Origin of the sequence: Bifidobacterium coryneforme (genome assembly GCF_000737865.1) — a bacterium.
In the GTDB taxonomy this organism is placed as follows: Bacteria; Actinomycetota; Actinomycetes; order Actinomycetales; family Bifidobacteriaceae; genus Bombiscardovia; species Bombiscardovia coryneformis.
This window is the reverse complement of sequence record NZ_CP007287.1, coordinates 977,208-1,002,569: the sequence shown is the minus strand read 5'-3', so window position 1 is coordinate 1,002,569 and position 25,362 is coordinate 977,208. Positions and strand designations below refer to the sequence as shown.

Sequence of the window (25,362 nt, the reverse complement as noted above, 5' to 3'; positions counted from 1 at the left end):
CGCGTGATGGAAGAGGCCAAGACCCAAAACGGTGCAAGCGGCAAGCTTCTGGTCGTGGACGGTCATTCTTTGGCCTTCAGGGCTTTTTACGCCCTTCCTGTCGAGAGCTTCACCACCACGACCGGCCAGCCGACCAATGCGGTCTGGGGCTTTGCCACCATGCTCGCCGATATCATCGCCAAGGAGAAGCCCACCCATATGGGAGTCGCCTTCGATGTCAAGGGCGGCACCTTCCGCAACAAACTCATGCCCGACTACAAGGGCACCCGTGAGGCTGCGCCTGAGGATCTCCTTTCCCAGCTGCCCCTGGTGGAGGACCTTCTTGAGGGTCTCGGCATCACCTACATCGTCAAACCCGGGTACGAAGGTGATGATGTCATCGGCACCCTGGCCACCATGGGAGAGGCCGCGGGCTTCGACACGTTGGTCCTCTCCGGCGATAGGGATGCCTTCCAGCTGGTGAGCGACAAGGTGACGGTCCTGTACCCCGGTCACCATTTCAAGAACCTCAAGCACATGACCCCGCAGGCCATCGTCCACAAGTACAAGGTGACCCCCAGCCAGTATCCGGATCTGGCGGCCATGCGCGGTGAGGGAGCGGACAATATCCCGGGTGTGCCCGGAGTCGGTGACGGATTCGCGGCTAAGTGGATCAACACTTACGGCAGCCTGGAGAACATCCTCGATCACGCGGAGGAGATAGGCGGCAAGAAGGGGCAGGCCCTGGCAGAATGCAGGGACCAGGTCATGCTGAATAGGAAGGTCAACGCCCTGGTGCGTGACCTGGACCTGGGGGTCACGGTCAAGGACCTCGCCTTCGGAACCATCCATACCGATAAGGTGGTGCCGATTTTCGACAAGCTGCAGTTCAGCCCCACTACACGCAAGAAGATTCTTCGTGGATTCAATACGGTGGAGGATTACGACTACTCGTCGGCCTCGGCCGTGGCAGGCGGAGAGGACCAGGTGGTCTTCAAGGAGCCCGTTGCGGACACGGTCGATGATCCGAAGGCCCTGGAAGAATGGGCCGACAAGCATCTGCCTGACAAGGAAGGGTCGATTCGCTCGGCCCAACAGGTCAACGACATGGCAGATACCCTTAGCCGGGATGTGGACACCAGGCAGTCGGCCGACAGGGATACGGAATGCGCCGAGGCCATGAAGGATCACTGGGTCCTGTATGCCAGAGGCGCCTCCAATCATGGTGACTACAACCTTCGGGAACTCTCCATCCTGTCCATCGACGGCCATGGAATCGCCTTCGCAGCCGATGACCTGGATGCCGGTATGGTGGAGGCCATCCAGGGATTGCTGGATGCTCGCGTAGGTTCATGTGTCGTGCACGGATACAAGGAGCACCTGCATTTCCTGGGAAGTCGGAACCTGCATGTTCCCATGCCCCTCTTCGATACCAAACTGGCCGGGTATCTGGCCGAGCCGGATTTCCACGCCGATGATGTGGAGGGGGCGGCAGCCCACTTCCTGGGCATTCCCATCGAAAAGGAACCTGAGGCGACCCAGGGCAGTCTCTCCCTTGACGGGTCCCCCGAAGAGGACAAGGAGAGCCGAGGGTCCAGGATTCTTCGTCAGGCGCAGTATGTGATGATGCTGGCCGACCGGCTCCAATCACTCATTGATGAGCGTCATCAGTATGGCCTGCTCCGTACCATTGAGCTGCCCACCTCCAGGGTCCTTGCAGATATGGAGACCGAGGGGGCCAAGGTGGATGATGCCCGCCTCAAGGCCATGCATGACCAGTTCTCATCGGAGGCCAGACAGGCCCAGGACATTGCCTGGCAGCGTGCCGGTACACAAGTCAATCTTCAGAGCCCCAAGCAGCTGCAGAAGGTCCTCTTCGAGGATATGGGCCTGGCTCCCTCCCATAGGACGAAGACCGGTTCCTATTCCACCAACGTTGCGGTCCTTCAGGACCTCTACGTCAAGTCCGTAAACAATGAACGGGCAAACGACTTCCTTGGTGCCCTGCTCAAGCACAGGGAGACCAATAAGCTCAAGCAGATCGTCCAGACGCTTCGCGAGGCCATAAACCCGCACGATGGTCGTCTCCACACCACCTACGAGCAGACTGTGGCTGCCACGGGCAGACTGAGCTCGGTTGACCCGAACCTGCAGAACATCCCCAACAGGGATGCCCGAGGCCGGGAGATTCGTTCCGCCTTCGTTCCCGGTGAGGGGTACGAGGCCCTGCTGAGTTCGGATTACTCCCAAGTGGAGTTGCGCATCATGGCCGACCTGTCCGGCGACCAGGCTTTGATTGAGGCATTCAAGTCGGGTACGGACTTCCACCGTTACGTGGCAAGTCTGGTCTATGACATACCCATGGATGAGGTCAGCAGCGACCAGCGTTCGCACGTCAAGGCCATGAGCTACGGCCTGGCTTACGGGCTCAGCACCTATGGGCTGGCCCAGCAGCTTAAGATAAGCCCGGCTGCGGCCGATGTGCTGAAGGCCAAGTACTTCGCCACCTTCGGCAAGGTCCACGAGTATCTTGAGTCCCTGGTGGCGGATGCCCGTGAGAAAGGCTATACGGAGACCATGTTCGGCAGGAGGCGCTACTTCCCCGGATTACGCTCCAACCGACGCCCGACACGTGAGGCGGCTGAACGCGGCGCCCTGAACGCACCCATCCAGGGGTCCGCTGCCGACATCATGAAGATCGCCATGATCAAAGCCAGCCGTGCCCTCGATCGGGAGGGTTTGAAGAGCCGTATCTCCCTGCAGATCCATGACGAACTTCTGGTGGAGATTGCGCCGGGAGAGGCCGAAAAAGCCACCAAACTGGTCAAGGACTCCATGGAGCACGCGGTCAGCCTTGCCGTCCCGCTGGATGTGTCTACAGGCATCGGGCAGGACTGGCAGCTGGCGGCTCACTGATTCAGGTAGGAGGGGGGGCAGTCCATGTCGACCGATGAGAGCCGCAAGGGAGCCGTTGCGCCTGTTCTGGGTCAGGTGGTCAAGGTCCTTGAAGCACTCTACCCACTGGACTATGCCGAAGACTGGGACCACCCAGGGCTTGTTATTGGCGACCCCTCCTGGCCGGTTCGCCGGATCGTGTGTGCCGTTGATCCCAGACCTGATGTGGTCGAGGAGGCCATCGCTCTGGAAGCGGATCTTCTGATCACCCATCATCCGCTCTTCTTCCGGTCGGTCCATGAGGTGTCCGGCATGGGCTTCCGCGGGGCCATCGTCAATAGGTTGATAAGTGGCCATTGCGGGCTCTGGGTCGGACATACCAATGCCGATGCGGCCTATAGGGGAGTGGCCCAGGCTGCGGCGGATCTCTTTGGTCTTCAGGAGACCAGACCCCTGGTTCCCGCCGGAACGTCGGACCATGACCTTCACGCCGGAGAGGACATCCAGGTCGGGCTGGGACGTCTGGGAAGGCTCTCTGAGCCCCTGTCGTTGGTGGATTTGGCACGCCGGGTGGCTGATATTCTGCCCAAGACCCAGATGGGTATCCAAGTGGCCGGCCCCGAGTCCGCCATGGTTTCCACAGTGGCGGTCCTTCCAGGTTCTGGTGATTCGGAATTCGAAGCGGTCCGGACCGCGGGGGCGGATGTCTACATCACCAGCGACCTCCGTCACCATCCCGCAACCGATGCCTTCCAGGAGGCCTTGTACGCGGCCGGGCTGTCGGATTCCATTGGGGCGGACGGACCGGAGGAGCACCATCCCAGGCCCATGCTGATCAACACTCCCCATTCGGCCATCGAGGGATTATGGTTCCGCTACGCCTTGGAAGACATACCAGCGGCCGTCCACGAGGCGACCGGATTCACTCCCGACATACGGGAGTCATCGATACAGACCGATCCATGGACTCTGGTGCTGCGCTGATTCTTCGGCAGTGCTTCTGAACCTGATTCATGAGTCCACCCTGAACGTCGGCCATAAGCCGGTCGGCAGCGCCCGTTGCCCGGGGCAGGGATGTTTGGAAGGACAGTGGGAGAAATGACCGATACCAAATACCAGGCGAGTCTTGAAAACACCCACGGCACCGATGGTGCCGCCGGGCCCACCATTGATCAGCGTCTGGCTGAGCTGGGTGGGGAGGGGACCGACATGTCCATCGAACCCCGGGAGATCCATAGCCAAGAGGTCTTTTCGGGTCCCATTTTCACTGTTCTGGACAAGCTCATAGAGCTGCCCCAGACCGACGGTTCCACGGACCGTATTCGGCGACAGCTGATCCATCATGGCCCCTGTGTGGTCATACTGGTTCATGACTTGGCCGTCGACACCTACCTACTGACCAGGGAGTACAGAGTCGGTGCGGGTGGGTACGTCCACGGTCTGCCCGCCGGCTTCATCAACCGGGGAGAGACACCGGTCCAGGCCGCCCTGCGCGAGCTGCATGAGGAGACCGGTCTGGTGCCGGGCAGTGAGAAGTCTCACGGCTCTGCGGAGGGTGGTCGGTTGGACCTCGACCAGGACTCAGGCTTCTTCGACAAGGGTCCGGGGGTCTACTCTTCCCTGGGAATGAGCGATGAGTTCGGTCATACCCTGGTCTTGCACTTGCGTAAATGGCACAAAGAGGGGCGACGTTTCGACCCAGGAGAGCACATCCAGTCGACCTGGGTGACATGGGAGGAATTGGTGGCAGCTCGTATCCAGGATTCCAAGGCTGTTGTGGCCATCCAGCACGAGGCCATCAGACGCCTCCAGGAGGGGAAGAGTCGGGCTAGCCGGATTTGAACCGGCGACATCCTGCTCCCAAAGCAGGCGCGCTACCAAGCTGCGCTATAGCCCGTTGCCCGGAGGTGGTCCCGCCAGGCACAATTCATCAATATAGCACGATGGCCCAACCGTCTGGTTTCGGTCAAGCTCCGCGCTTGCGGCTATCATGGGGACCATGACAGTGGAAGAGACATGGGCGGCACCGCAGGCCACCGAATCCTTGAATGCCAAGGTAACCATACCGGGGAGCAAATCCCTCTCCAACAGGTATCTGGTTTTGGCGGCACTGGGAAATCGACCTGTCAGACTGACCGGTCTGCTCAGGTCACGGGATACGGACCTGATGATCCGGTCCCTGGAGGCTCTCGGGGTGGATTGCCGGATCGATCCGGACAACCCGACGAGTTTGGAGGTCCTTCCACCAGCTGATGGTCGCTTCACCGGTGGGGCCCGGGTGGACTGCGGGCTTGCCGGAACCGTCATGCGGTTCGTGCCTGGTCTGGCCATGCTGGCGGATGGCCCCACTCGCTTCGACGGGGATCGTCAGGCCTATCATCGTCCCATGGGCCCCCTCCTTGACGGGTTGGCCCAGCTGGGGGCCAAGATTGAGTATCTGGGGGAGGAAGGGTTTCTTCCCTTTGTGCTGACGCCACCGGATCATCTGACCGGCAGAGTAGTCACCATCGATTCTTCGGCCTCATCACAGTTCATTTCCGGACTTCTGCTTCTGGCTGCCAGGGCGGATGGCACCATGACCATCGTCCACTCAGGTGAGCATCTTCCCAGTCTTCCGCATATCGCCATGACCGTTGAGGATCTTCGCCAGGCCGGGCTCGAAGTCATGGCGGATGAAGCACACTGTCGGTGGAGTGTTGAAGGCAGGGGAGCGGCGGGGACGCAGTTACCCAATCGGGTCCAGGTGGAACCCGACCTGTCGAATGCCGCTCCCTTCCTCGGGGCTGCCCTGATAGGAGGCGGACAGGTCTGTGTGCCCAACTGGCCTGACCGGACGACCCAACCTGGCGGCCTGCTGCCGGGATATCTGGAGACACTGGGGGCGACGGTTGAGATGGTTCCCGACGGGCAGGGGGGCACCTCATGCAGGGTAACGGGCGGAGATGTCATCCACGGCCTTGGTGACTTCGACTTGTCACCGGCAGGTGAGATTGTTCCCTCCATTGCGGCGATGCTGGTCTTTGCGGACGGTCCGAGTCGCCTTCACGGCATTGCCCATTTGCGAGGACATGAAACCAACAGGCTCAAGGCGTTGGTGACGGAAATCACCAAGGTGGGAGGCTGCGCCTGTGAACTGGATGATGGACTGGCCATTGAACCCGTACCCATCCAGGACATGCATGGGGCTGTCATGGAGACCTATGCGGATCATCGCATGGCCACCTTTGCCGCAATGATTGGACTGAGGATACCTGGTATCCGGGTGCGCAACATCGGCACCACGGCCAAAACCATGCCCGACTTCCCCGGCATGTGGGCTGGGATGCTGTCGGAAGGCAGGCGAGGCTGAGCCGCCTCGGGGATTCAGCGAAAGGAACCATATCATGAGCATCGAGGCTGAGGAGTGGTCCTTGCAGGACGATCTGGACCTGGCCATTGCCATGGCCGGACAGGCGGACCTGGTCACTACGGACTATTTCAAGTCGCCGCATCTCCACGTCGAACGGAAAGCGGACAATACACCTGTCACCCAGGCCGATAGGGAAGCGGAAGCGGTGATCCGTCGCATACTGGCCGAGGTCAGGCCTGATGACACCGTCTATGCAGAAGAGCTGGGAAGGCAGGAGTCCAACGGACGACGATGGATCATCGACCCTATTGACGGAACCAAGAACTATTTGCGTGGTGTCCCCGTATGGGCAACCCTGATAGGGCTGGAAGTGGATCACCAAATGGTGGTCGGTGTGGTTTCCGCCCCTATGCTGGGTACCATCTGGTACGCCGCCCGAGGGATGGGTGCCTATATGGTGCGGCAGGGCGAAGCCCCCCAGGCAATCCACGTATCCAAGGTGGATCGTATGGAAGATGCCTCCATGTCCATATCGTCCCTGACCGGGTGGAAGGCCATCGGCCGGCGGGAGCAGCTTATCGACCTGACGGATAGGATATGGCGTTTGCGCGGATTCGGCGATTTCTGGCAGTACATGCTCCTGGCCCAGGGAGCCATCGATCTGGCTGCCGAGCCGGAGCTGGACCTCTACGATATGGGGGCGCTGGTCCCCATTGTGACCGAGGCAGGAGGCACCTTCACAGACCTGTCAGGCAATCCAGGTCCCTGGGGAGGCAATGGCCTGGCCAGTAACGGACTTCTGCACAAGGAGGCCTTGTCGGCTTTGGGCTGATGACGATATGAAATGAGGTCGTCAACCACATTTGAACTGTGGTTGACGACCTCATTTCATACCTGACCGCCTACCCTATGGTCTTACTCCCCGGAGGGGATAAGGCGAGGGTTGGAGAGCCCGGTCTCAGGCCTGGAACTTGTTGCCGTAGGAATCACCCTCGTTGGCGACGACCTCTGCCTGACGGGCGATGGAGAGCTCTTCGTTGGTGGGGACGATGCAGACCTTGACCGAACTGTCGGGGGTCGAGATGATTCTGCGTTCCTTGGACCGCACATCGTTCTTGGCCTCATCCAGCTTGATGCCGAAGGGAGCGAGCTGCTGGATGACGCGTCTGCGGACGATTTCATCGTTCTCACCGACACCAGCGGTAAAGGTGATGGCATCCAGGCCGCCCATCTGAGCGGTGTAGTTTCCGATGTAGCCGACGATGCGGTGAACATAGATGTCGAGTGCCAGCTTGGCATCCTTGTCGCCCTCGGCGATCAGACGGTGAATCTCACGCATGTCACCGAAGCCGGTCATGCCGGTCATGCCGGAACGCTTGTTGAAGAGGGTGTCCAGTTCGTCGACGCTCATGTGGGCGTTGCGAATCAGGTGGAAGACCACGGCGGGGTCGATGTCGCCGGTACGGCCGCCCATGACCAGACCTTCCAGGGGGGTCAGGCCCATGGAGGTCTCAATCGGCTTGCCGGAGACCTGTGCAGAGGCTGAAGCCCCGTTACCGATGTGCAGCACAATCTGGCGCAGACCTTCGGCGGGCTTGCCGATCAGGTCGGGGACCAGCTGACCCACATACTGATGGCTGGTGCCGTGGGCACCGTAGCGACGGATCTGATACCGCTCGGCAATCTCCTTGTTCAGTGCGTACGTGGAGGCTTGCTTGGGCAGATCGAAGAAGAAGGAGGAATCGAAGACGAAGACCTGCGGAGTATCGGGCATGAGCTTGCTCATGACTTCGGCCCCCTCGGCCTCGGGACCGTTGTGGAGGGGAGCAAGAACCGCCAGATCCTTGACCTGGCTCAGGGTCTTTTCTGTCAGCAGTGCAGGCTTGGGGAAGAGGGAGCCGCCCTGGACCACCCTGTGACCGACAGCGATGATTCCGGCTTCGTCCAGATTCGGGCCATACTCTTTGAAGAAGTCCAGAACACGCTTCAGGCCGGTCTCGTGGTTGTGGATGGGCTCTTCCAGCTCATGCTTCTGACCCTGATACTCATGCTTGTAATGTCCGTCAACGGGTTCGCCGATCTTCTCGACCAGGCCGGAGGCCAGGGCCTGGCTGGTCTCCAGATCCACCAGCTGATACTTGATCGAGCTGGAACCCGAATTGATGACTAGGACGGTTTTCGCCATTGGGGCATCCTCCTGATGTACTGGATGGAGCATACAGCTCCTCAATCAGTCAACAGATTACTCGCCACCCCTTACAAATGGCTTTGAAATGCTGTTTTTGATACCTGAGCTTCCGGTGGTTCCAAACCCAAGCGAGAGGCCCCGGCCTGTAAAGTGCCGGGGCCTCAGAAGGATGCTGTACAAACCCTGTAAGTGTGTGTCGCTATCGGGCTCATTCCTGCTGGGCTTCGACGGCGGTCAGGGCCACGGTATTGATGATGTCGGCCACCAAAGCACCACGGGAGAGGTCGTTCACCGGTCGGTTCAGACCCTGCAGGACAGGGCCGATGGCCAGGGCACCCGAGGTGCGCTGGACGGCCTTGTAACCGATGTTTCCTGCACAGAGGTTGGGGAAGACGAAGACGTTGACCTGGCCGGCGACGGGGTCGCCCTGGGCCTTGGTGGCGGCCACGCTGGGGGACCAGGCCGCGTCGAACTGGATTGACCCGACGATGGGCAGGTCAGGGGCCTTCTCCTTGGCCAAACGGGTGGCCTCCTCGACCAGATCCACATCGGGACCCTTACCGGAGCCCAGTGTGGAATATGAGAGCATACCGACCTTGGGCTCGATGCCAAACGACTTCGCGGTCTGGGCCGATTGGATGGCGATATCGGCCAGCTGCTCGGCGTTGGGGTTCAGGTTGATTGCACAGTCGGCGAAGACGGCCACATGGTCTCGGAAGCACATGAGGAAGGCCCCGGAGACGAGGGTGGCATCAGGTTTGGTCTTGATGACCTGGAGGGCGGGACGGACTGTATTGGCTGTGGAGTTGATGGAACCGGAGACCAGACCATCGGCCCTGCCCATGATGACCAGCATGGTACCGAAGTAGGAGGCATCGGCCAGCTGCTGACGTGCCTGGTCGTGGGTCATTCCCTTCTTGGCTCTGAGTTCACAGAGTTTATCGGTCATGGGTTCCAGGACACTCTCGTCGTCCATGGCCTGGAAGGTGGCCTTGTCAAGACTGGTCAGCCCCAACTCCTTGCCGCGTGCCAGGATGGCATCCTCTTCGCCGACGATGATCAGATCGACGATGTCGCGGGCCAGCAGGTAGTCGGCGGCCTTGATGATGCGGTCCTCGCCTCCCTCAGGCAGCACAATGGTCTTCTTGTCTGCCTTGGCTCTGGCCAGGAGGTCGTTCTGGAAGGCTACAGGGGTGGTAACTTGAGGATTAGACTCCTCAACGGCCTTGAGCACCTGGTCGATGTTGACATCGCTGCTGAATGCGCTGTAGGCCTCTTCGCGTACCTGCTCAGCTTCCGGGGCAGTGTCGAATTCCCTCTTGGAGACGGTCCAGATCGGGCGATCATAATCCCTGAAGGCTTCTTGCAGGGGTTCTTTCTGCTCTTCCTCGCACCCTGAGATGAATACCCCGGCCAGGGTGGTGCCACTGGCTTCGACGGTCTTGCGGCAGGCCTGAACGGTCTTCAGAACCTGCCCGGGTTCGCGTCCGATGGTGCAGACCACCAGAAGGACGGGGGAGCGGAGGTCTGCGGCGATGTCGGAATTCAGCTCCATGATCTCAGGGTCAAATACTTTGGAATGGTCGCTGCCTACTACCAGAAGCATATCGGGGTCGGTCTGCGCAATGACCCGGTCGCGGGCCACCAGGGCATCTGCGCGGGTCTGGACCGTGTCCTGTGTGGCCTTGCAGGGGCATGTTCCTCGACTGTCCGCTGCGGTCAGGTCCTGAGCACTGCTGGCTGCGATGAGGGTGTTGGTCAGCATCTCCTTGTGGCAGGCCACCGGACGCAGGATGGCCGTCTTCATCCGGGCTGAAAGGGCCTTTGTCAGACCGTAGGCCACGACGTTACGGCCGTTTGCCGCCTCCGGGCTGATGATGGTGATGCTTGTAGGTCTCACTGTGCCTCTCCCGTTCATACGTTGTATGTGACTGCCTTGTTCACAACCATTCATCAGTATAGTGCCGATGGCAGCCGAAGTGCCTGCCTGTTGTGCACGCCGATGTCATGCCTTTCGGCAAAGTAAATCGACCTGATGGTTTTCAGAAGCCGCCCCAGGGGATCTTCATGGATAGGGAAAATCCCCACCGCCCGAAGACGGTGGGGATTTTGGAGTTTACCGGTGCCGGGACTGACGAATCAGCCCAAGGAACTTACCGGTGATATTACTCGTTGTCTCCGGCGGTCGCGGCGGTTGCGGAGATGGTCTCCTGTCCGGCGCGGTTGGCATCGGGCCAGACCCAATCGGTGTAATCGGGGTGGTCGTAACCCTTGTCCACGGCGAACTGGAAGGCCTCGTCGCGGAACTTGGTCCACTTGTCGATCTGGTCGGCGTACTTCTGTGCGTCCACCATCTGCAGGGCGGAGGCCGCCAGGCACCAACGATCCATGTTGTTGACGCGCACCATATCGAAGGGTGTGGTGGTGGAACCCTGCTCCTCGTAACCGTGAACCTTGAAGCTGTCATGGTTGGGACGGCCGTGGATCAGTCGGTAGATCGAGCCCGGATAGGCGTGGAAGGCGAAGAGGACGGGCTTGTCCTTGCTGAAGAGCTCAGTGAACTCCTCATCGGACAGGGCCTGGTCGTTCTCCTCGACATCCTGGATCTTCAGCAGGTCGACAACATTCACGAACTGGACCTTCAGACCCAGCTTCTGAAGCATGTCATCGGCTGCCAGAGCCTCCTGGGTGGGGACGTCACCAGCGGTGGCGATGACGACGTCGGCATCCTCGGCGTCCTTGGCGTTGGAAGCCCAATCCCAACGTGCAGCGCCCTTCTCCAGCTCGGCTGCCGCTTCGTCCACAGTCTGATAGGTGGCTGCGGGCTGCTTGCCGGCGAAGATGGCGTTGATGCAGTTGGTGGACTTGTAGCAACGCTCACCGACGTTCAGCAGCATGTTGGCATCCGCGGGGAAGTAGATGTTGCTGACGTGGTCGTTGTTGAAGTTCTTGTTCAGCAGGATGTCGACGAAGCCGGGATCCTGATGCGAGAACCCGTTGTGGTCCTGGCGCCAGACATGCGAGGTGACCAGGAGGTTCATGCCGGCGATGGGCTTGCGCCACGGAATCTCGCGGACCGTTGCCTCCAGCCACTTGGCGTGCTGGTTGATCATCGAATCGACAACGTGCACGAAGGACTCATAGGAGCTCCAGATGCCGTGACGACCGGTCAGGAGGTAACCCTCCAGGAAGCCTTCCATCTGGTGCTCGGAGAGCTGCTCGATGATCTGGCCGGTGTGGGCCATGTGCTCGTCGGTCAGCTCGGAGAGGTAGTCGGCGTCCCACTGCTTGTTGGTCACATCGAAGGCGGCGGCCAGACGGTTCGAAGCCGTCTCGTCGGGGCCGAAGATGCGGAAGTCGGTGGGGTTCTTGGCCATGACGTCGCGGGTGTAGTAACCCAGGACGCGGGTGGCCTCGGTGGCGCCCCAGCCATGACCGTGCTTCTTGACGTCGATCTCGTAGTCGTGAACGTCAGGCAGCTCCAGCGGCTTCAGGAGACGTCCGCCGTTGGCATTCGGGTTCTCGCCGATACGCAGGTCGCCCTTGGGCATGAAGCTGGTCACCTCGGGCCGCAGAGCGCCCTTCTCGTCGAAGAGCTCGCTGGGGTTGTAGGAGGACAGCCAGTCCTTGAGGACCTGGAAGTGAGCCTCGGTGTCGCGTGCGGAAGCCAGCGGCACCTGGTGCGAACGCCAGGAGCCCTCGGTCTTCTTGCCATCGATGAACTTGGGGCAGGTCCAACCCTTGGGCGTGCGGAAGATGATCATCGGGTAGAAGGGACGAGTCATATCGTCGGTCTGTGCACGAGCCTTGATGTCGCAGATCTTGTCGAAGACGGTCTCCATGAGTTCGGCGAACCGAGCGTGGATGGAGATGTGGTCCTCATCGTCGAAGCCGGCGACGAACTCGAAGGGCTCGTAACCCATACCGTGGAAGAACTCATGGAGTTCCTCGTCGGAAATGCGCGACAGGATGGTCGGGTTGGCGATCTTGTAGCCGTTCAGGTGCAGGATCGGCAGGACGATGCCGTCGGTGCGGGGGTTGACCAGCTTGTTGGACTGCCAGCCGGTGGCCAGGGGGCCGGTCTCAGCTTCGCCGTCGCCGACGATGCAGGGCACGAAGAGGCTGGGGTTGTTCATGATGGCGCCATAGGCGTGGGAGAGGGCATAGCCCAGCTCGCCGCCCTCGTGGATGGACCCGGGGGTCTCCGGGGCGAAGTGAGAGGGGATGCCGCCCGGGTAGGAGAACTGGCGGAAGAACTTCTGCATCCCGGACTCATCATTGGTGATCTGGGGGTAGTACTCGTTGTAGGTACCGTCCAGGTAGGACTGGGAGGTACCGGCGGGGCCGCCGTGGCCCGGTCCCATGATGATCACGGTGTTCTGCTGATGGTCCGCAATCAGTCGGTTGATATGGCCCAGCAGGAAGTTCAGGCCGGGGGTGGTGCCCCAGTGGCCTACCAGACGGTGCTTGACATCCTCCCGGGTGAAGGGTTCCTTCATCAGGGGGTTGCTGCGAAGATAGATCTGTCCGATGGAAAGGTAATTGGCGGCGCGCCAATACTTATCGACGGCCTCGAGGGTCTCCTCGGCGATGGGGGTTTCCAGCTTCGCCCAGGGGGTGCCAATAACAGGATTCGTCATGTGTACTCCTGCACTTTAGTGCGATTGTTTATTATCCTCGGTTACAGGTCATAATGTCGTTTCTTCAACGCCAGTCAGGACCCATATCCAATGCCTCTTATGGTACGTGAGAGAGCCGACTTTCTGAGCGTTTTCTTACTGTGGGTGTTCACTATTGTGAGGAAAAGCGCATATTTTGTCTGGTTTCACTCATCTTGGTAGTCTGGAACAAGGCCATTTGAGTCTGAATGTTATAGGACCGAAAAGCCTACGGGGGTTTACGTGGCATCCGTGTGCCTCAACCAGTCAACGGGGGCGAATGCGGGTACTATCATTGTCTGAAACACCGGCAATACTATAGGTATCCTTATGTCCGGAATCCAGGTTCCGGTGCAGGTAAGGTCACCAAGCTAGATACACGTATATATAAGGAGTCATATGGCACAGGGTCCCGTCCTGGTGGTCGATTTCGGCGCACAGTATGCACAGCTTATTGCCAGGCGCGTCAGGGAGGCGGGCGTCTATTCGGAGCTGGTTCCGCATTCCATGTCAGTGGATCAGATGCTGAACAAGGACCCCCAGGCCATCATCCTCTCGGGCGGACCTGCCTCTGTGTATGTGGACGGCGCCCCCACCATCGATAAGCGCATCTTCGAAGCGGGCGTACCTGTGTTGGGTATCTGCTACGGCTTCCAGGTCATGGCTCATGAACTTGGCGGGCGGGTCGACAAGGCGGCCCTGGGTGAGTATGGCAAGACGGAAGCTGCGATTGATGCCTCCAAGGGAATTCTCCAGGATTCCCCGGCAAGTCAGGATGTCTGGATGAGCCATGGTGTGGCTGTCATCCAGGCCCCTGAGGGCTTCGAGGTTCTGGCCCATACCGAGGGGGCCCCGGTCGCGGCCATGCAGGATCCGGACAGGGGACTCTATGGGGTTCAGTGGCACCCCGAGGTCACCAACACTCCTTTGGGGCAGGACCTCATCGAACACTTCCTTCATGACTGTGCCGGTCTGCCCTCCAACTGGAACGCCTCAAATATCATCGAGGATCAGGTTCAGGCGATCCGCTGCGAGGTAGGTCTTCACCAGGTCATCTGCGGACTCTCGGGCGGTGTGGACTCGGCCGTTGCGGCCGCCCTGGTCCATAAGGCGGTAGGGGATCAGCTTACCTGCGTCTTTGTTGACCATGGCCTCCTGCGTAAGGGTGAGGTGGAGCAGGTCAAGCATGATTTCGTCAAGGCCACCGGCATCAAGCTGATTGCCGTGGACGCTTCAGATGACTTCCTCGCCGCCTTGAAAGGCGTTTCCGAGCCTGAGCGCAAGCGGAAGATCATCGGCGAGAAGTTCATCCGTACCTTCGAGAAGGCTGCAAGACAGGTTGTCGAGCAGGCCGGGCAGAAAGGGAAGGAGGTCCGCTTCCTGGTCCAGGGAACCCTCTACCCGGATGTGGTGGAGTCCGGTGGCGGGGATGGCGCCTCCAACATCAAGTCGCACCATAATGTGGGTGGTCTTCCTGATGATTTGAACTTCACCCTTGTGGAACCTCTGCGTGCCCTATTCAAGGATGAGGTACGGGCCATCGGCACCGAGCTGGGGCTGCCTGACGAAATCGTCTGGCGTCAGCCCTTCCCCGGTCCCGGCCTGGGCATCCGCATCATCGGTGACATCACCCGGGAGCGGCTTGACCTCTTGAGGGATGCTGATGCCATCGCCCGCGAGGAAATGACCAAGGCCGGCCTGGACAGGGACATATGGCAGTGCCCGGTGGTCCTTCTGGCCGATGTCCACTCCGTCGGTGTCCAGGGAGATGAACGCACGTACGGTTCACCCATCGTTCTGCGCCCCGTCAGTTCGGAAGATGCCATGACGGCCGATTGGTCCAGGCTTCCCTACGATGTGCTGGCCACCATCTCCACGCGAATCACCAACGAGTGCACTGGCATCAACCGTGTGGTTTTGGATGTCACCTCCAAGCCGCCGGCAACCATCGAGTGGGAGTGATTCCGCTCAGTGCCGTCACTTGGTGTGAAATGGAAGACAGGGTGAACAATTCCAGTTCATCCTGGATAGTGCCGCATAGAGAATAGCGGACCGATACGGTGAGTCTCTAAAAAGCGTCAGATGGTGTGATTCCACCTGACGCTTATGTTTACCGTCGATACGGCTATATCGGAAGAGGAATTCAGTCCTCGTTGGGAGCGAAGGTGACGGTTCCGGTATCCGCATCCATGCTCTCGACAATGGCCAGCGACTTGAGGTTGTATCCCTCCCGTCGAAGGCCCTTGCCGCCCTCCTGGAAGCCTTTTTCAACGGCGATGCCGATGCCTTCGATGATTACCTCGGCATCATGGCAGATGTCGATCAGGCCGTGCAGGGCGTTCCCCTTGGCCAGGAAATCATCGATCAGCAGCACGTGCTCGCCCTTGGTCAAGAAACGCTTGGCAACGATGACGGGGTAGACCTTCTGCTTGGTGAAGGAGTAAATCTCGGCCATGTACTGGTCTCCATCCAGGTTGATGGATTGGGTTTTCTTGGCAAAGACGACCGGTACGTTGCCGAAGTGCCTGGCGGCCAGGCAGGCGATGCCGATGCCTGAGGCTTCGATGGTCACAATCTTGTCCACTTGGCGGTCTTTGAAAAGCCGGGCCCATTCGGCGCCCATCTGATCGAAGAGGGATACGTCGCATTGGTGATTGAGGAAGGCATCCACCTTAAGTACATTGCCGGGCTTGACCGTTCCCTGGCGTCGGATTCTCTCCTCAAGTTCCTTCATAGTGCATTCCTTACATGTTCATGCGACCGGGCTCGCGCCCCCAACGATAGCCTCCAAGATAACCCTGCAGGAAGACCATGCCCGAGACGAGGATGGGCAAAAGAAGCGAGTCGGGAGTTTCCTGGCCCCATTTTGGCGTGTCACCCCGTAAATCCGCGGATTCAGACCAGGCGTTGCTACTGTGAAAAATGAAACGAATGGTCACGTATCTTTCAGATACGTTTACATACAAAGGAGGACCATATGGGGATTCTGAATGATGCAAAGGATGCCATGAAGTCTGCCGGCGAGAAGATTGCTGATGTCGCCGGGGACGTCAAGGACAACGTCATGGACAAGGCTTCCGACGCCAAGGACGCCGTTGCCGACAAGCTTGGCGATGCCAAGGACGCTGCCTCCGATAAGATGGGCGATGCCAAGGATGCCGCCTCTGACAAGATGGACGAGGCCAAGGCCAATGCGAATGTGGCCCAGGCCAAGGCCAAGCAGGGCGCCACAGAGGCAGCCAACAATGCCAAGGAACAGTTCCGCGACTGAACCTTCCCATACTCATCTTCCTGGAAACCCCGCCGGTCCAAGTGACCGGCGGGGTTTCCCTTTGCTCTGCGATTGGCGTTTGGAGCCCGGCACCCGTTGCAGGACGATGACCGGATTCCCGACAGGATTTCGGCAGGCATGTTTGACACTGCTCTGTGGTACAAATGACTACTCGGTGGGTGATTCCCATTCATCGTACCCAAGCAGCTGTGACAGATGGCAAGAGGTGGCATGTGAGCGAAGAACCGGACATGATCCAGCGCAGTGCAGGGGACCTGCTCAACGGCCTTAACGACAGGCAGGCGGAGGCTGTCCAGTATCGGGGACCCGCCCTGCTGATCGGAGCAGGTGCAGGCTCGGGCAAGACCCGCGTGCTGACCCGCCGAATCGCTTGGATACTCAGTCAGTTCGGTGCCTGGCCCAGCCAGGTCCTGGCCATCACCTTCACCAACAAGGCCGCCGCGGAGATGCGGGAGCGTCTGGGTGGGCTCATTGGCCCTGTTGCTGAGCGCATGTGGGTCTCCACCTTCCATTCGGCATGTGTCAGAATCCTCAGACGCGACGGGAATGCCATCGGTCTGCGTTCCGGGTTCTCCATCTATGACACTGCTGATTGCGAGCGGCTCATCAAGCTGATCGGGCAGGACCTGAATATTGACCTGAAACGGTATACCCCCAGGAACATCCTTTCCCACATCTCCGATTACAAGAACAACCTCCAGGGTTGGCAGACCCGGCTGGCAGAGTACGCTCCCGATTACAAACCCGGCGAAAAGGGACAGCAGATCGTTGCTCGGTTCGGCAATGAGGAGGAGCTCTATTCGGTCGTCTATGCCGAGTACCAACACCGGTTGGCCATGGCCAATGCCGTGGACTTTGACGACCTGATAGTCCGAACCGTGGAACTCCTGCAGAAGGCACCCATGGTGGCCCAGTACTACCATCGTCGCTTCCGATATATCCTGGTCGATGAGTACCAGGACACCAACCACGCCCAATATGTGCTCATGCGAGAACTGGCTGGGGTAGGTCAGGGGCGGGAAACCCATGAAGATGTACAGCACATGAATGGGTTCGGTGCTCCTGGGGCCCCTGGAGCGAACGCGGCCGCCATCCCGCTAGGAGCGGGGAGTGAGGGTCCCGCCTGGATTACCGTGGTCGGTGATTCCGATCAGTCCATCTATGCCTTCCGAGGTGCGGATATCAGCAATATCCGCGATTTCGAGAAGGACTTCCCCGGAGCCAGGACCATCCTTCTGGAGCAGAACTATCGGTCCACGCAGACCATTCTGGACGCAGCCAATGCCATCATCGTCAAAAACGAGGGCAGGAAGCCAAAGAAACTCTGGACAGCACTGGGCAAAGGGGAACCGATTGTCGGCTACGCGGCCGACAATGCCCAGCAGGAGGCCGCCTGGATTGCGACCGAAATCGCCCGTCTCCGCAATGAGGAAGGCATACACTACTCCGACATGGCCATCATGTACCGGGCCAACGCCCAGTCGCGGGCACTTGAGGAGGCCCTGATCAATGCTGGATTGCCCTACCAGCTGGTCGGTGGGACGAAGTTCTATGAACGCCGGGAGATCAAGGATGCGCTTGCCTACCTGCATGCCATAGCCAATCCCGAAGATGATGTGAATATGAGGCGCATACTGAATGTGCCCAAACGCGGCCTGGGTGCAAGGGCTGAGGCGGCGGCTGCCACCTATGCCGACCTTCATGGCACGAGTTTCTGGACCGGGGTGGAGCGCCTGGACGAGGTGGAGGGTATCTCCACGCTTACCTCCAAGCGGATGGCCACCTTCCGAGATCTCATCAGGTCCCTGACCGCCTTTGCCGCCGAGCATGACTCCAAACCCTCGGAGATTGTGGCGGAGGTACTTGATGAGTCGGGGTTGCTGGACGAGCTGAACAAGTCGACCGATCCACAGGATGCCTCCCGGGTCGAGAACCTGTCGCAGTTGCAGTCCGTGGCAGCGGAATTCGAGCAGAAGACCCCGGATGCCTCCCTGGCCGGGTTCCTGGAGACCACCGCCCTGGTTGCCGATTCCGATCAGCTGCCAGGTATCGGTGACGATTCAGGGAAGGTGACCCTGATGACGCTCCATACGGCCAAGGGACTTGAATATCCAGTCGTCTTCCTCACTGGCATGGAGCAGGGCACATTTCCCCATTCCCGAAGCCTGGAGGATGCAACCGAACTGCAGGAGGAGCGACGTCTGGCTTATGTCGGTGTCACCCGAGCCAAACAACGGCTCTACCTGACCAGATCCGCCGTCCGTGCCCAGTGGGGGCAGTCCAACGAGATGCTGCCCAGCCAGTTCCTCGATGATATTCCCGAAAGCCTCCTTGATTGGAAGCGTAAGGAGGCGGGCTTCGAACGCATGCACTCAGGCTGGGGCTTTGGCGATGATGACGATGAGTTCGGCGGGTTCGAAGACGAAGGTGACGGAGCCTCCTTCGGCGGCAGGGCCTTCGGTGGAAGCGGTACCGAATCGCGATCGGGATCCTCCTGGTCACGTGGGTCCAGTCGCTCGGGCGGTTCCTCACGCAGTTCATACGGGTCCAGAGGGTACGGTTCTCAGCGGGGTGGTGGATCGTGGTCTTCCGGTTCAAGGCGGAATGGAAGGATCACCACCAGGCGCAGCGGTCAGGGTTCGGGATTGAAATCCAAGCCAGCCGCAGCGCCCGCCGAGCCCAGATCGAACGGGCTGTCCATTCAGGACTTCTCTATCGGCGACAGGGTGGCCCATGATCAGTATGGGCTGGGCAAGGTGGTTGATGTCCAGGATAAGGGACACAACTCGGTACTGACCGTGGACTTCGGCTCCGAGGGAACCAAACGGCTGATGCTACGCCTGGCCCCCATCGAGAAGCTCTGAACCCTGCGATTGTTCATTGGGAACGGAAACAGCCTCCGATTCGTCCTGAAATCACGAATCGGAGGCCGTTGAAGTCGGTAGAGCCTCAGAACAGGACTTTCCGGCGTATGGCAAAGGCTCCCATTGCTGTTGCGCACAGTGATGCGGCCGCTGCAGCGGCGATCAGGGAATCCGAACCGGTAAGAGCGAGGCGCCCCGGACCTCCGGCAGGTGCTTGGGACACGATACGCTGGTCTGAGGGTTTTGCCGGCTTTCCGGTCTGGGATATGCCGGTGCCGGGGGTTCCGGTCACGACACCATCAAAGGGGCGATTATCGACTCCGAGACCTCCGGAAACGAGTGCTGCGGTGAGCTCCTGGTAGGCTGCCGCACGCTCAGCAAGGGCATCTGCAAGATTCCTCCGGGCTGTTGCGAGGTTGCCGTCGGCCAGAGCGATTGCATGATTGGCCTTGCTCAGGTTGTCATTGGCCTCATTGAGTGCCTGCAGGGCAGCGACAACATCAGGGTCCGAGTCCACTGCCGCCTGGGCTGCGGTCAGGGTGGCCTGGGCGTTGGTCAGGTTCGAGGCGGCTGCGTCCAGGTTGGTGCGAGCCAGGTCACGGGCACTCCTGGCAGCGATCAGTCCAGTGCTTGGGGAGGGGCCGGATTGGGCCGCATCAAGCGCCCTCTGCCTCGCATCCAGGTCAGCCCGAGCCGCTGTCTCCGCCGCTTGGGCACTGGTCAACTCGGCTTGGGCGTCGTCAAGGAAGTTCAAATAGTCGTTGCTGTCCTGGAAGTAGTCTGCCGTGCTGCTGTTGTGGTTCCCCGCCCAGTAGAGGTTAGGGTCGAGGGACCGCGTCACTGATGGCGCAGTGAACTGGAAGGTCTGGGCCATCGTTATCATGCCATTGGATGCGTTTGAGATCGCGAATCCGGTGAATGCGTAGTTGTCATTGATGACGTTCTCGTAGTGGCCGGTTTCACCCTCGCCTTTTACCTTGTTTCCCTTCTCTTCGGTATACCAGTAATCGAACGGGTTGTATCCCGAGGTAGGGGAGGTCCAAATCAGATTCTCACCGATAGGGAATACCCTTGCATGGTCATTATTGTTGTCTCTGCTCCAATCCGCATCGGCCTGTGCCATGGCCATCAGAGTATCGGAGACCTGTAGTTCGCGCTTTCCTTAAGCCGCCCTGATTCGATTGGCTTCATCCAACCACTGCAAGGTCTCTAACATCTGATCGATGCTGGTCGCATCCCCGCTCTGTCCGAGTTGGATGGAGCCGTGGGTCTTGTCGCTGTATCCCGAATCGGTCAGGATGTTGTAGGCGCCGGTTGCACCTTTATGCTTGAAGTAACCCGCGGTTCCCTGAGGTCTGAGCTGGTCGGCTTCGGCTGCGGCCGCCCGACTGCTGGCTGTGGTGAGTTCGGCATGGTCCAGAGCGGCTTTTGCCTGGTCCCGGGCCTCAGTGAGTTCGGTGATGGTGGCACCGGATCCGGATTCCAGATGCTCCAGACGCGTGACCTCCTGCTGCGCCGCGTCGAATGCAGCCTTGGCCTGTTCATGCTCGGCGGTGGCGGTTTCGACATTGTGCCGCGCCTGCGTAAGGGCCGGGGTGTTTCTTGCCTGGTTGTAAGCGGTCTGCTTCTCGTCAAGGATCCTGGCTGACCGGGCCTTGTCTGAGGCGGCCTTTGTCTGCTCTTCCTGGGCGGTGTCAAAATCCTGTTGGGCCTTGGTCAGGGCTGCTTCGGTCTTGTTGAGTCGGTGCTTGGCGGCCTCCAGTTTTGGGTTTTCCGCGCTGGTCATCCCTTCGGATTGCGCCGGATTCACATCCGTGGCACTCTGATCCGCCACTGCCGGAGTAGCGCATCCCAGTAGTGCAGCGCCGGCAACTGCGGATGTCAGAGCCAACCGTCGAACCGGTCGAGATTGCTGTTTGCCGGATTGTATTATCGTCTCCCCTTGAATTAATCAGGTTGCTTCCCCAACCGAACCACTCTACGCAAGAAGGGCAATCACGCCAGGTATGGCTGGTGTCGGCACGGAAGAAACCTCTTGGCAATCACCTACAGGGGGGTGCTTGCAGTTTGGGTGTTCAGGGCTTGCTGACCTGGAATCGCTCCTCACCCGGGAGAACCATATTGAGTATGACAGCCACCACGAAGGCTACTGCAATGCAATTGTTGGAGAAGATGGACTGGAAGAGGGCGGGGAAGGCCACAAAGATATCCTTCACCTGAGTGAACCCTATACCGATGGTTAGGGAGAGGGCCGCAATCGTGATGTTGCGCTGGGTGAATCCTGCCTCGGCAATCATCTGGAAGCCGGAGAGGATGATGTTGCCGAACATCATGATTGTGCACCCGCCGAGAACGGCCTGGGGGAGTGAGTCGAAAACAGCCGCAACACCGGGAACGAAAGAGGCCAGAATCAGAATCAGCCCCCCGGAGAGAATGACCTTGCGGTTGACCACCTTGGTCATGGCCACCAGGCCGATGTTCTGGGCGAAGGATGTCAGTGGAAGGCAACCGAAGAGCCCTGAGACCATGGAGATGAATCCGTCACCTGCGATGGCGCCGCTCATTTCGCGGTCTGTCGGCTTGCGGTCCATGCCGACCTTGCAGAGGGCTGTGGTGTCGCCGATTACCTCGACCGAAGACACCACGTAGAGCAGGGAGAAGGAGATGATGGCTCCCGCGTCGAACTCAGGCTTGAACGGCATGAGCCGTGGCAGTGAGACGATTTGGAGGTTTTGGAATCCGGAGAGGTCCACCTTGCCCATGAACAGGGCCACTACATAGCCGACCACCAGGCCGAAGAGCACGGAGAGCTGCTTGGCGGTTCCCTTCATGAGGAGCTGGAATGCCAGGCATGCCACCAGGGAGATGACCGCCAGCGTCAGGTTCTGCCAGGACCCGAAATCCTCGGCTCCGGCGCCGCCGCCGAAGGATTGCGCGCCGACCGATAGCAGGGAAAACCCGATGGAGGTGACGACTATGGCTGAAACGATGGGCGGAACGAATCGACGCCAGTAGTCAGCTGTCAGGCCGAGGATGAGCTCTACCAACCCACCGGCAAGAACGGCACCGACCACGACCCCGTATCCCTGATGGGCCACGATGGCCACGGCCGCCGCCACGTAGGTAAAGGAGATGCCGGTGACCATGGGCAGGCGGCCACCTACACGCCAGAGCGGATACAGTTGAAGGCAGGTACCCAGGCCGGCCACCAGGAGCCCGTTCTGGATGACCATGGCCGATTCCGCCGGAGACATCCCGGCTGCTGCAGCCACCAGGAAAATAGGAGCCAGATTGGCGACGAACATGGCCATGACATGCTGGAGGCCAAAGGGGAGGCCCTTCCAGAAGGAGATACTTGCGTTCATGTCGGTAAGGGCGCTCGCCGTTTTTCCGGAGTCCTTCTCGGTGGACCTCGCGCCTTGTTCCGTGGGATTCGTTGCGTCGCCCATCTCGTCTGATGCCCGTTCTGGGGTCTGTCGCATTTCGGACTGGTTACGGCTCTGCTGGACCATGGCTCTCCTTTTTTGCCAGGCGGCCCTCCATGCTTGCCGTCTGCGCTTCCTGATCTGGAAGAATGCCTGAACTACGCAATCAGTGGGGATGGTTCTGATCGGTGTTCCGGGCTGTTGTGATTTGCCAGTCAGGAGCATACAGGGAGGCATGGAATCATCCTTCGTTCCCCTGGTCAGGGATCTGTGGTTAAATAGGCTCTTGGTGTGCGCGTTTGTGTGCTCATCTATCTGGAGTCTCAGCCCATCAATGGGTCGGCGGCCGTAAGGTCGTTCGTGCTTGGCACGGTGAAGCATTGGAGAGGCCTGACTCGACGGTTTCGACCGTCTTCGTTCAGATAACGACAGAACCAAGTAAGGAATGAAGTAATGACCAAGATTCAGCGTGCGCGCAGGCAGGTCCGTCTGTCCCGCGCCCTGGGCATCGCCCTGACCCCCAAGGCTCAGCGCCTCTTCGAAAAGCGCCCCTATGCTCCCGGCGAGCATGGTCGCACCCGCCGCAGGACCGAATCCGATTACGCAGTCCGTCTGCGCGAAAAGCAGCGTCTGCGCGCACAGTACGGCGTCTCAGAGAAGCAGCTGAGGGCCATCTACGAGCGCGGCACCCATGAGTCCGGACAGACCGGTGAGGCCATGCTGCGCGAGCTCGAGTGCCGTCTGGACAACCTGGTCCTTCGTGCAGGCATTGCACGGACCACCGCCCAGGCTCGTCAGTATGTGGTTCATCGCCACATCCTGGTCGATGGCAACATCGTCGATCGCCCCTCCTACAGGGTCAAGCCCGGCCAGACCATCCAGGTCAAGCCCAAGAGCCAGACAACCGTGCCCTTCCAGATTGCAGCCGAGGGTGTCCACCGCGACGTCCTGCCGGCGGTTCCCGGATATCTGGATGTGGACCTGGCCTCTCTGAAGGCAACCCTGGTCCGTAAGCCTGAGCCGGAGGAGATTCCGGTCCAGGTCAACATCCAGTACGTGGTCGAGTTCTACGCCCGCTGACCCTGGAACAGGATTTACCGAAGACCCCGGATTCGTCCGGGGTCTTTTTGAATCTGCAGTCCGATCAGATGTTCCCTGGCATGGGAGCCATCAGTGGTGGGGAGTGGGATAATGAAGTCATGTTGCTCCATTTGCATGCGGTCCGTCATGGTCAGACCTACTTCAACAGATACAACCGCCTTCAGGGGTGGGCCAATGCGCCTTTGACGGAGGAGGGGCTGGCGGATGCCGATAGGGCAGGACGCAAGCTTGCCGACCTGGAGTTCAAAGCCGCCTATTGTTCCGACACCACCAGGGCTCAGATAACAGCCGAGCGGATTCTTGAAGCGAACCAATCGGAGGGCAAGCCGGGAATAGTCAGTGACATGCACTTCCGTGAGCAGTTCTACGGATACTTCGAGGGTCAGGATATGGGCATGGCATGGTGGGCGGCCGGTGCACCTCACGGGGCCACGACCTACAACCAGATTGTCGACAGGTTCGGCCTCGCGGCCAGCAGGGATTTCCTCAAGGAAGCCGACCCGTTCGGTGATGCCGAGTCCGACAAGGAATACTGGGAACGGATTCGGGGTGGGTTCGACTTGATGTCGGGTAACCCTGCCCTGCATGATGGAGATGATGTCCTGCTCATCTCGCATGGTAATACCCTCCTCAGCCTTATGTACAGGTTCGCGCCTGAGGGGTATGACCTGAGCAGTCGTCCGACGAACGGGAGTGTTACGGTCTTCGATTTCAATACCGAGCTCCCCTTCGAACAGGCGCTGGAGGTACGGTCCTACAACAGGTGAGCCTGTCCGTGAGGCAGGAATCGCTCTTGTATATACGGCACGTGGTACCGTTGACCGATATACATCCTTGACAGAAGAGAGGTAGGAGATGGACATAGGACAGATTGCCGGTCTCATAGCAGCCATCGCCTTCGCAGTGGTGGCGGGATTTCTGATCTATCCGTTGATTCGTCTGGGCAAGCTCTTCGATCAGTTGGCCGACACGGTGAAGCAGGCGGGCGACCATGCCATTCCAACTCTCGATGAGTCAGCCAACACCGTCACCCAGCTCAACCAGACCCTGGCGGACGTGAACAGGATTTCCTCCGCTGCTTCGACTACAGCCAACAATGTCGGAGCGCTGACGGATCTGTACGGTTCCATGCTGGGCAAGCCCGTCATCAAGACGGCCGCCTTCTTCTATGCCATCAGGAAAACGGCTTCCTCCTTCTTCTCGGGCGGTCGCAAGTCCGATCAGCCTGCTGGTTCGCGAGCCCCTGAAGCCTCTACAGAAGCAAAAGAAGTCTCACGTCATGGTGGGGCACCTTTCCCGACCGGTACAAGCCAGGGAGGCAAGTAATGTTCAAACGGATCTTTTGGGCCGGACTGGGTGTCGCGGCCGGTGTTGTCTTGGTCTCCAAGGCTGAGGCCTATGTCCGTGCCAACACTCCCAAGCAGGCGCGTGAATTCGTTTTCGGTGCTGATCAGGAGCAGGTGCCCCAGCGGACCCTGGCTGGTCTCCTCTCGGAATTCCGCTCGGCCCTCAGTCAGCGCCAGAGCGAATTGAACAAGACGTACATGGATCGGTTCCAAGGCTGATCTGTCGTTTTTCACCTGTCCATGGAGGATTGGACGTTGTAGAATC

Annotated in this window: 18 protein-coding genes, 1 tRNA gene and 1 pseudogene; 12 read left to right on the top strand and 8 right to left on the bottom strand. The window is 59.6% G+C overall.

Going from position 1 to position 25,362, the window contains the following annotated elements; all coding sequences use genetic code 11:
* Positions 1 to 6 precede the first annotated feature (6 nt).
* The 3 genes from polA (at position 7) to bcor_RS07390 (ending at position 4,716) form a co-directional block, all read left to right on the top strand.
* Positions 7 to 2,895: a DNA polymerase I gene (polA, locus tag bcor_RS03865; RefSeq protein WP_033498549.1), complete on the top strand. Its 2,889-nt coding sequence runs from the start codon at positions 7 to 9 to the stop codon at positions 2,893 to 2,895.
* A gap of 24 nt (positions 2,896 to 2,919) precedes the next feature.
* On the top strand, positions 2,920 to 3,858 hold the full coding sequence (locus bcor_RS03860) for a Nif3-like dinuclear metal center hexameric protein (protein WP_051875657.1): 939 nt from the start codon (positions 2,920 to 2,922) through the stop codon (positions 3,856 to 3,858).
* 114 nt (positions 3,859 to 3,972) lie between these two features.
* A complete protein-coding gene (locus bcor_RS07390; protein ID WP_081870337.1) occupies positions 3,973 to 4,716 on the top strand; it encodes an NUDIX hydrolase in 744 nt (247 codons plus the stop codon).
* Here bcor_RS07390 and bcor_RS03850 read toward each other — a convergent pair.
* Positions 4,698 to 4,771, bottom strand: a tRNA-Pro gene (locus tag bcor_RS03850). The genes bcor_RS07390 and bcor_RS03850 overlap by 19 nt on opposite strands.
* A gap of 93 nt (positions 4,772 to 4,864) precedes the next feature.
* Here bcor_RS03850 and aroA point away from each other — a divergent pair.
* Complete coding sequence (gene aroA / locus bcor_RS03845) at positions 4,865 to 6,223, top strand: 3-phosphoshikimate 1-carboxyvinyltransferase (protein WP_148303952.1); 1,359 nt, start codon at positions 4,865 to 4,867, stop codon at positions 6,221 to 6,223.
* A gap of 34 nt (positions 6,224 to 6,257) precedes the next feature.
* A complete protein-coding gene (locus bcor_RS03840; protein ID WP_033498552.1) occupies positions 6,258 to 7,055 on the top strand; it encodes an inositol monophosphatase family protein in 798 nt (265 codons plus the stop codon).
* 126 nt (positions 7,056 to 7,181) lie between these two features.
* On the opposite strand, the gene bcor_RS03835 is transcribed toward bcor_RS03840, so the two are convergent.
* The 3 genes from bcor_RS03835 to bcor_RS03825 form a co-directional block, all read right to left on the bottom strand.
* Complete coding sequence (locus bcor_RS03835; protein ID WP_033498553.1) at positions 7,182 to 8,408, bottom strand: acetate/propionate family kinase; 1,227 nt, start codon at positions 8,406 to 8,408, stop codon at positions 7,182 to 7,184.
* Positions 8,409 to 8,619: 211 nt separating this feature from the next.
* Positions 8,620 to 10,329, bottom strand: coding sequence for a phosphate acetyltransferase (gene pta / locus bcor_RS03830; RefSeq protein WP_033498554.1), 1,710 nt, complete (start codon positions 10,327 to 10,329; stop codon positions 8,620 to 8,622).
* A gap of 247 nt (positions 10,330 to 10,576) precedes the next feature.
* On the bottom strand, positions 10,577 to 13,051 hold the full coding sequence (locus tag bcor_RS03825; protein WP_033498555.1) for a phosphoketolase: 2,475 nt from the start codon (positions 13,049 to 13,051) through the stop codon (positions 10,577 to 10,579).
* 417 nt (positions 13,052 to 13,468) lie between these two features.
* On the opposite strand from bcor_RS03825, the gene guaA reads away from it, so the two are divergent.
* Positions 13,469 to 15,031 carry a glutamine-hydrolyzing GMP synthase gene (gene guaA / locus bcor_RS03820; RefSeq protein WP_033498556.1) on the top strand — a complete coding sequence of 521 codons (1,563 nt, stop codon included), beginning with the start codon at positions 13,469 to 13,471 and terminating at the stop codon, positions 15,029 to 15,031.
* A gap of 181 nt (positions 15,032 to 15,212) precedes the next feature.
* On the opposite strand, the gene bcor_RS03815 is transcribed toward guaA, so the two are convergent.
* Positions 15,213 to 15,803: a xanthine phosphoribosyltransferase gene (locus bcor_RS03815; protein ID WP_033490186.1), complete on the bottom strand. Its 591-nt coding sequence runs from the start codon at positions 15,801 to 15,803 to the stop codon at positions 15,213 to 15,215.
* 243 nt (positions 15,804 to 16,046) lie between these two features.
* Here bcor_RS03815 and bcor_RS03810 point away from each other — a divergent pair, with 243 nt between their 5' ends.
* Positions 16,047 to 16,340, top strand: coding sequence for a hypothetical protein (locus bcor_RS03810; protein WP_033490184.1), 294 nt, complete (start codon positions 16,047 to 16,049; stop codon positions 16,338 to 16,340).
* A 233-nt stretch (positions 16,341 to 16,573) separates the two neighbouring features.
* Positions 16,574 to 19,225, top strand: a complete 2,652-nt coding sequence (locus tag bcor_RS03805; RefSeq protein ID WP_033496922.1) for a UvrD-helicase domain-containing protein — start codon at positions 16,574 to 16,576, stop codon at positions 19,223 to 19,225.
* Positions 19,226 to 19,310: 85 nt separating this feature from the next.
* On the opposite strand, the pseudogene bcor_RS03800 reads toward bcor_RS03805, so the two are convergent.
* From bcor_RS03800 to bcor_RS03790, 3 genes and pseudogenes are all read right to left on the bottom strand, one after another.
* Positions 19,311 to 20,372, bottom strand: a pseudogene (locus bcor_RS03800) (CAP domain-containing protein); the annotation flags it as partial.
* 15 nt (positions 20,373 to 20,387) lie between these two features.
* Positions 20,388 to 21,059: a hypothetical protein gene (locus bcor_RS03795; protein WP_038459184.1), complete on the bottom strand. Its 672-nt coding sequence runs from the start codon at positions 21,057 to 21,059 to the stop codon at positions 20,388 to 20,390.
* A 241-nt stretch (positions 21,060 to 21,300) separates the two neighbouring features.
* A complete protein-coding gene (locus bcor_RS03790; protein ID WP_238548590.1) occupies positions 21,301 to 22,590 on the bottom strand; it encodes a nucleobase:cation symporter-2 family protein in 1,290 nt (429 codons plus the stop codon).
* Between the two features lie 513 nt (positions 22,591 to 23,103).
* On the opposite strand from bcor_RS03790, the gene rpsD reads away from it, so the two are divergent.
* The 4 genes from rpsD to bcor_RS03770 all read left to right on the top strand — a co-directional run bounded on the left by rpsD (position 23,104) and on the right by bcor_RS03770 (position 25,316).
* On the top strand, positions 23,104 to 23,730 hold the full coding sequence (gene rpsD / locus bcor_RS03785) for a 30S ribosomal protein S4 (RefSeq protein ID WP_033490178.1): 627 nt from the start codon (positions 23,104 to 23,106) through the stop codon (positions 23,728 to 23,730).
* 119 nt (positions 23,731 to 23,849) lie between these two features.
* Positions 23,850 to 24,518: a histidine phosphatase family protein gene (locus bcor_RS03780; protein WP_033496928.1), complete on the top strand. Its 669-nt coding sequence runs from the start codon at positions 23,850 to 23,852 to the stop codon at positions 24,516 to 24,518.
* Positions 24,519 to 24,606: 88 nt separating this feature from the next.
* The gene (locus bcor_RS03775; protein ID WP_051875656.1) at positions 24,607 to 25,077 is read left to right on the top strand and encodes a DUF948 domain-containing protein; all 471 of its coding nucleotides are present in this window, start codon (positions 24,607 to 24,609) and stop codon (positions 25,075 to 25,077) included.
* The gene (locus bcor_RS03770; RefSeq protein WP_033490174.1) at positions 25,077 to 25,316 is read left to right on the top strand and encodes a hypothetical protein; all 240 of its coding nucleotides are present in this window, start codon (positions 25,077 to 25,079) and stop codon (positions 25,314 to 25,316) included. Before bcor_RS03775 ends, bcor_RS03770 begins: the two co-directional genes overlap by 1 nt.
* Positions 25,317 to 25,362: the final 46 nt, after the last annotated feature.

Excerpts from the sequence above, each read along its gene's own strand:
- polA (WP_033498549.1), top strand. The coding sequence starts at position 7 with ATGGAAGAGGCCAAGACCCAAAACGGTGCAAGCGGCAAGCTTCTGGTC.
- bcor_RS03860 (WP_051875657.1), top strand. The coding sequence starts at position 2,920 with ATGTCGACCGATGAGAGCCGCAAGGGAGCCGTTGCGCCTGTTCTGGGT.
- bcor_RS07390 (WP_081870337.1), top strand. The coding sequence starts at position 3,973 with ATGACCGATACCAAATACCAGGCGAGTCTTGAAAACACCCACGGCACC.
- aroA (WP_148303952.1), top strand. The coding sequence starts at position 4,865 with ATGGGGACCATGACAGTGGAAGAGACATGGGCGGCACCGCAGGCCACC.
- bcor_RS03840 (WP_033498552.1), top strand. The coding sequence starts at position 6,258 with ATGAGCATCGAGGCTGAGGAGTGGTCCTTGCAGGACGATCTGGACCTG.
- bcor_RS03835 (WP_033498553.1), bottom strand. The coding sequence starts at position 8,408 with ATGGCGAAAACCGTCCTAGTCATCAATTCGGGTTCCAGCTCGATCAAG.
- pta (WP_033498554.1), bottom strand. The coding sequence starts at position 10,329 with ATGAACGGGAGAGGCACAGTGAGACCTACAAGCATCACCATCATCAGC.
- bcor_RS03825 (WP_033498555.1), bottom strand. The coding sequence starts at position 13,051 with ATGACGAATCCTGTTATTGGCACCCCCTGGGCGAAGCTGGAAACCCCC.
- guaA (WP_033498556.1), top strand. The coding sequence starts at position 13,469 with ATGGCACAGGGTCCCGTCCTGGTGGTCGATTTCGGCGCACAGTATGCA.
- bcor_RS03815 (WP_033490186.1), bottom strand. The coding sequence starts at position 15,803 with ATGAAGGAACTTGAGGAGAGAATCCGACGCCAGGGAACGGTCAAGCCC.
- bcor_RS03810 (WP_033490184.1), top strand. The coding sequence starts at position 16,047 with ATGGGGATTCTGAATGATGCAAAGGATGCCATGAAGTCTGCCGGCGAG.
- bcor_RS03790 (WP_238548590.1), bottom strand. The coding sequence starts at position 22,590 with ATGAACGCAAGTATCTCCTTCTGGAAGGGCCTCCCCTTTGGCCTCCAG.
- rpsD (WP_033490178.1), top strand. The coding sequence starts at position 23,104 with ATGACCAAGATTCAGCGTGCGCGCAGGCAGGTCCGTCTGTCCCGCGCC.
- bcor_RS03780 (WP_033496928.1), top strand. The coding sequence starts at position 23,850 with ATGTTGCTCCATTTGCATGCGGTCCGTCATGGTCAGACCTACTTCAAC.
- bcor_RS03775 (WP_051875656.1), top strand. The coding sequence starts at position 24,607 with ATGGACATAGGACAGATTGCCGGTCTCATAGCAGCCATCGCCTTCGCA.
- bcor_RS03770 (WP_033490174.1), top strand. The coding sequence starts at position 25,077 with ATGTTCAAACGGATCTTTTGGGCCGGACTGGGTGTCGCGGCCGGTGTT.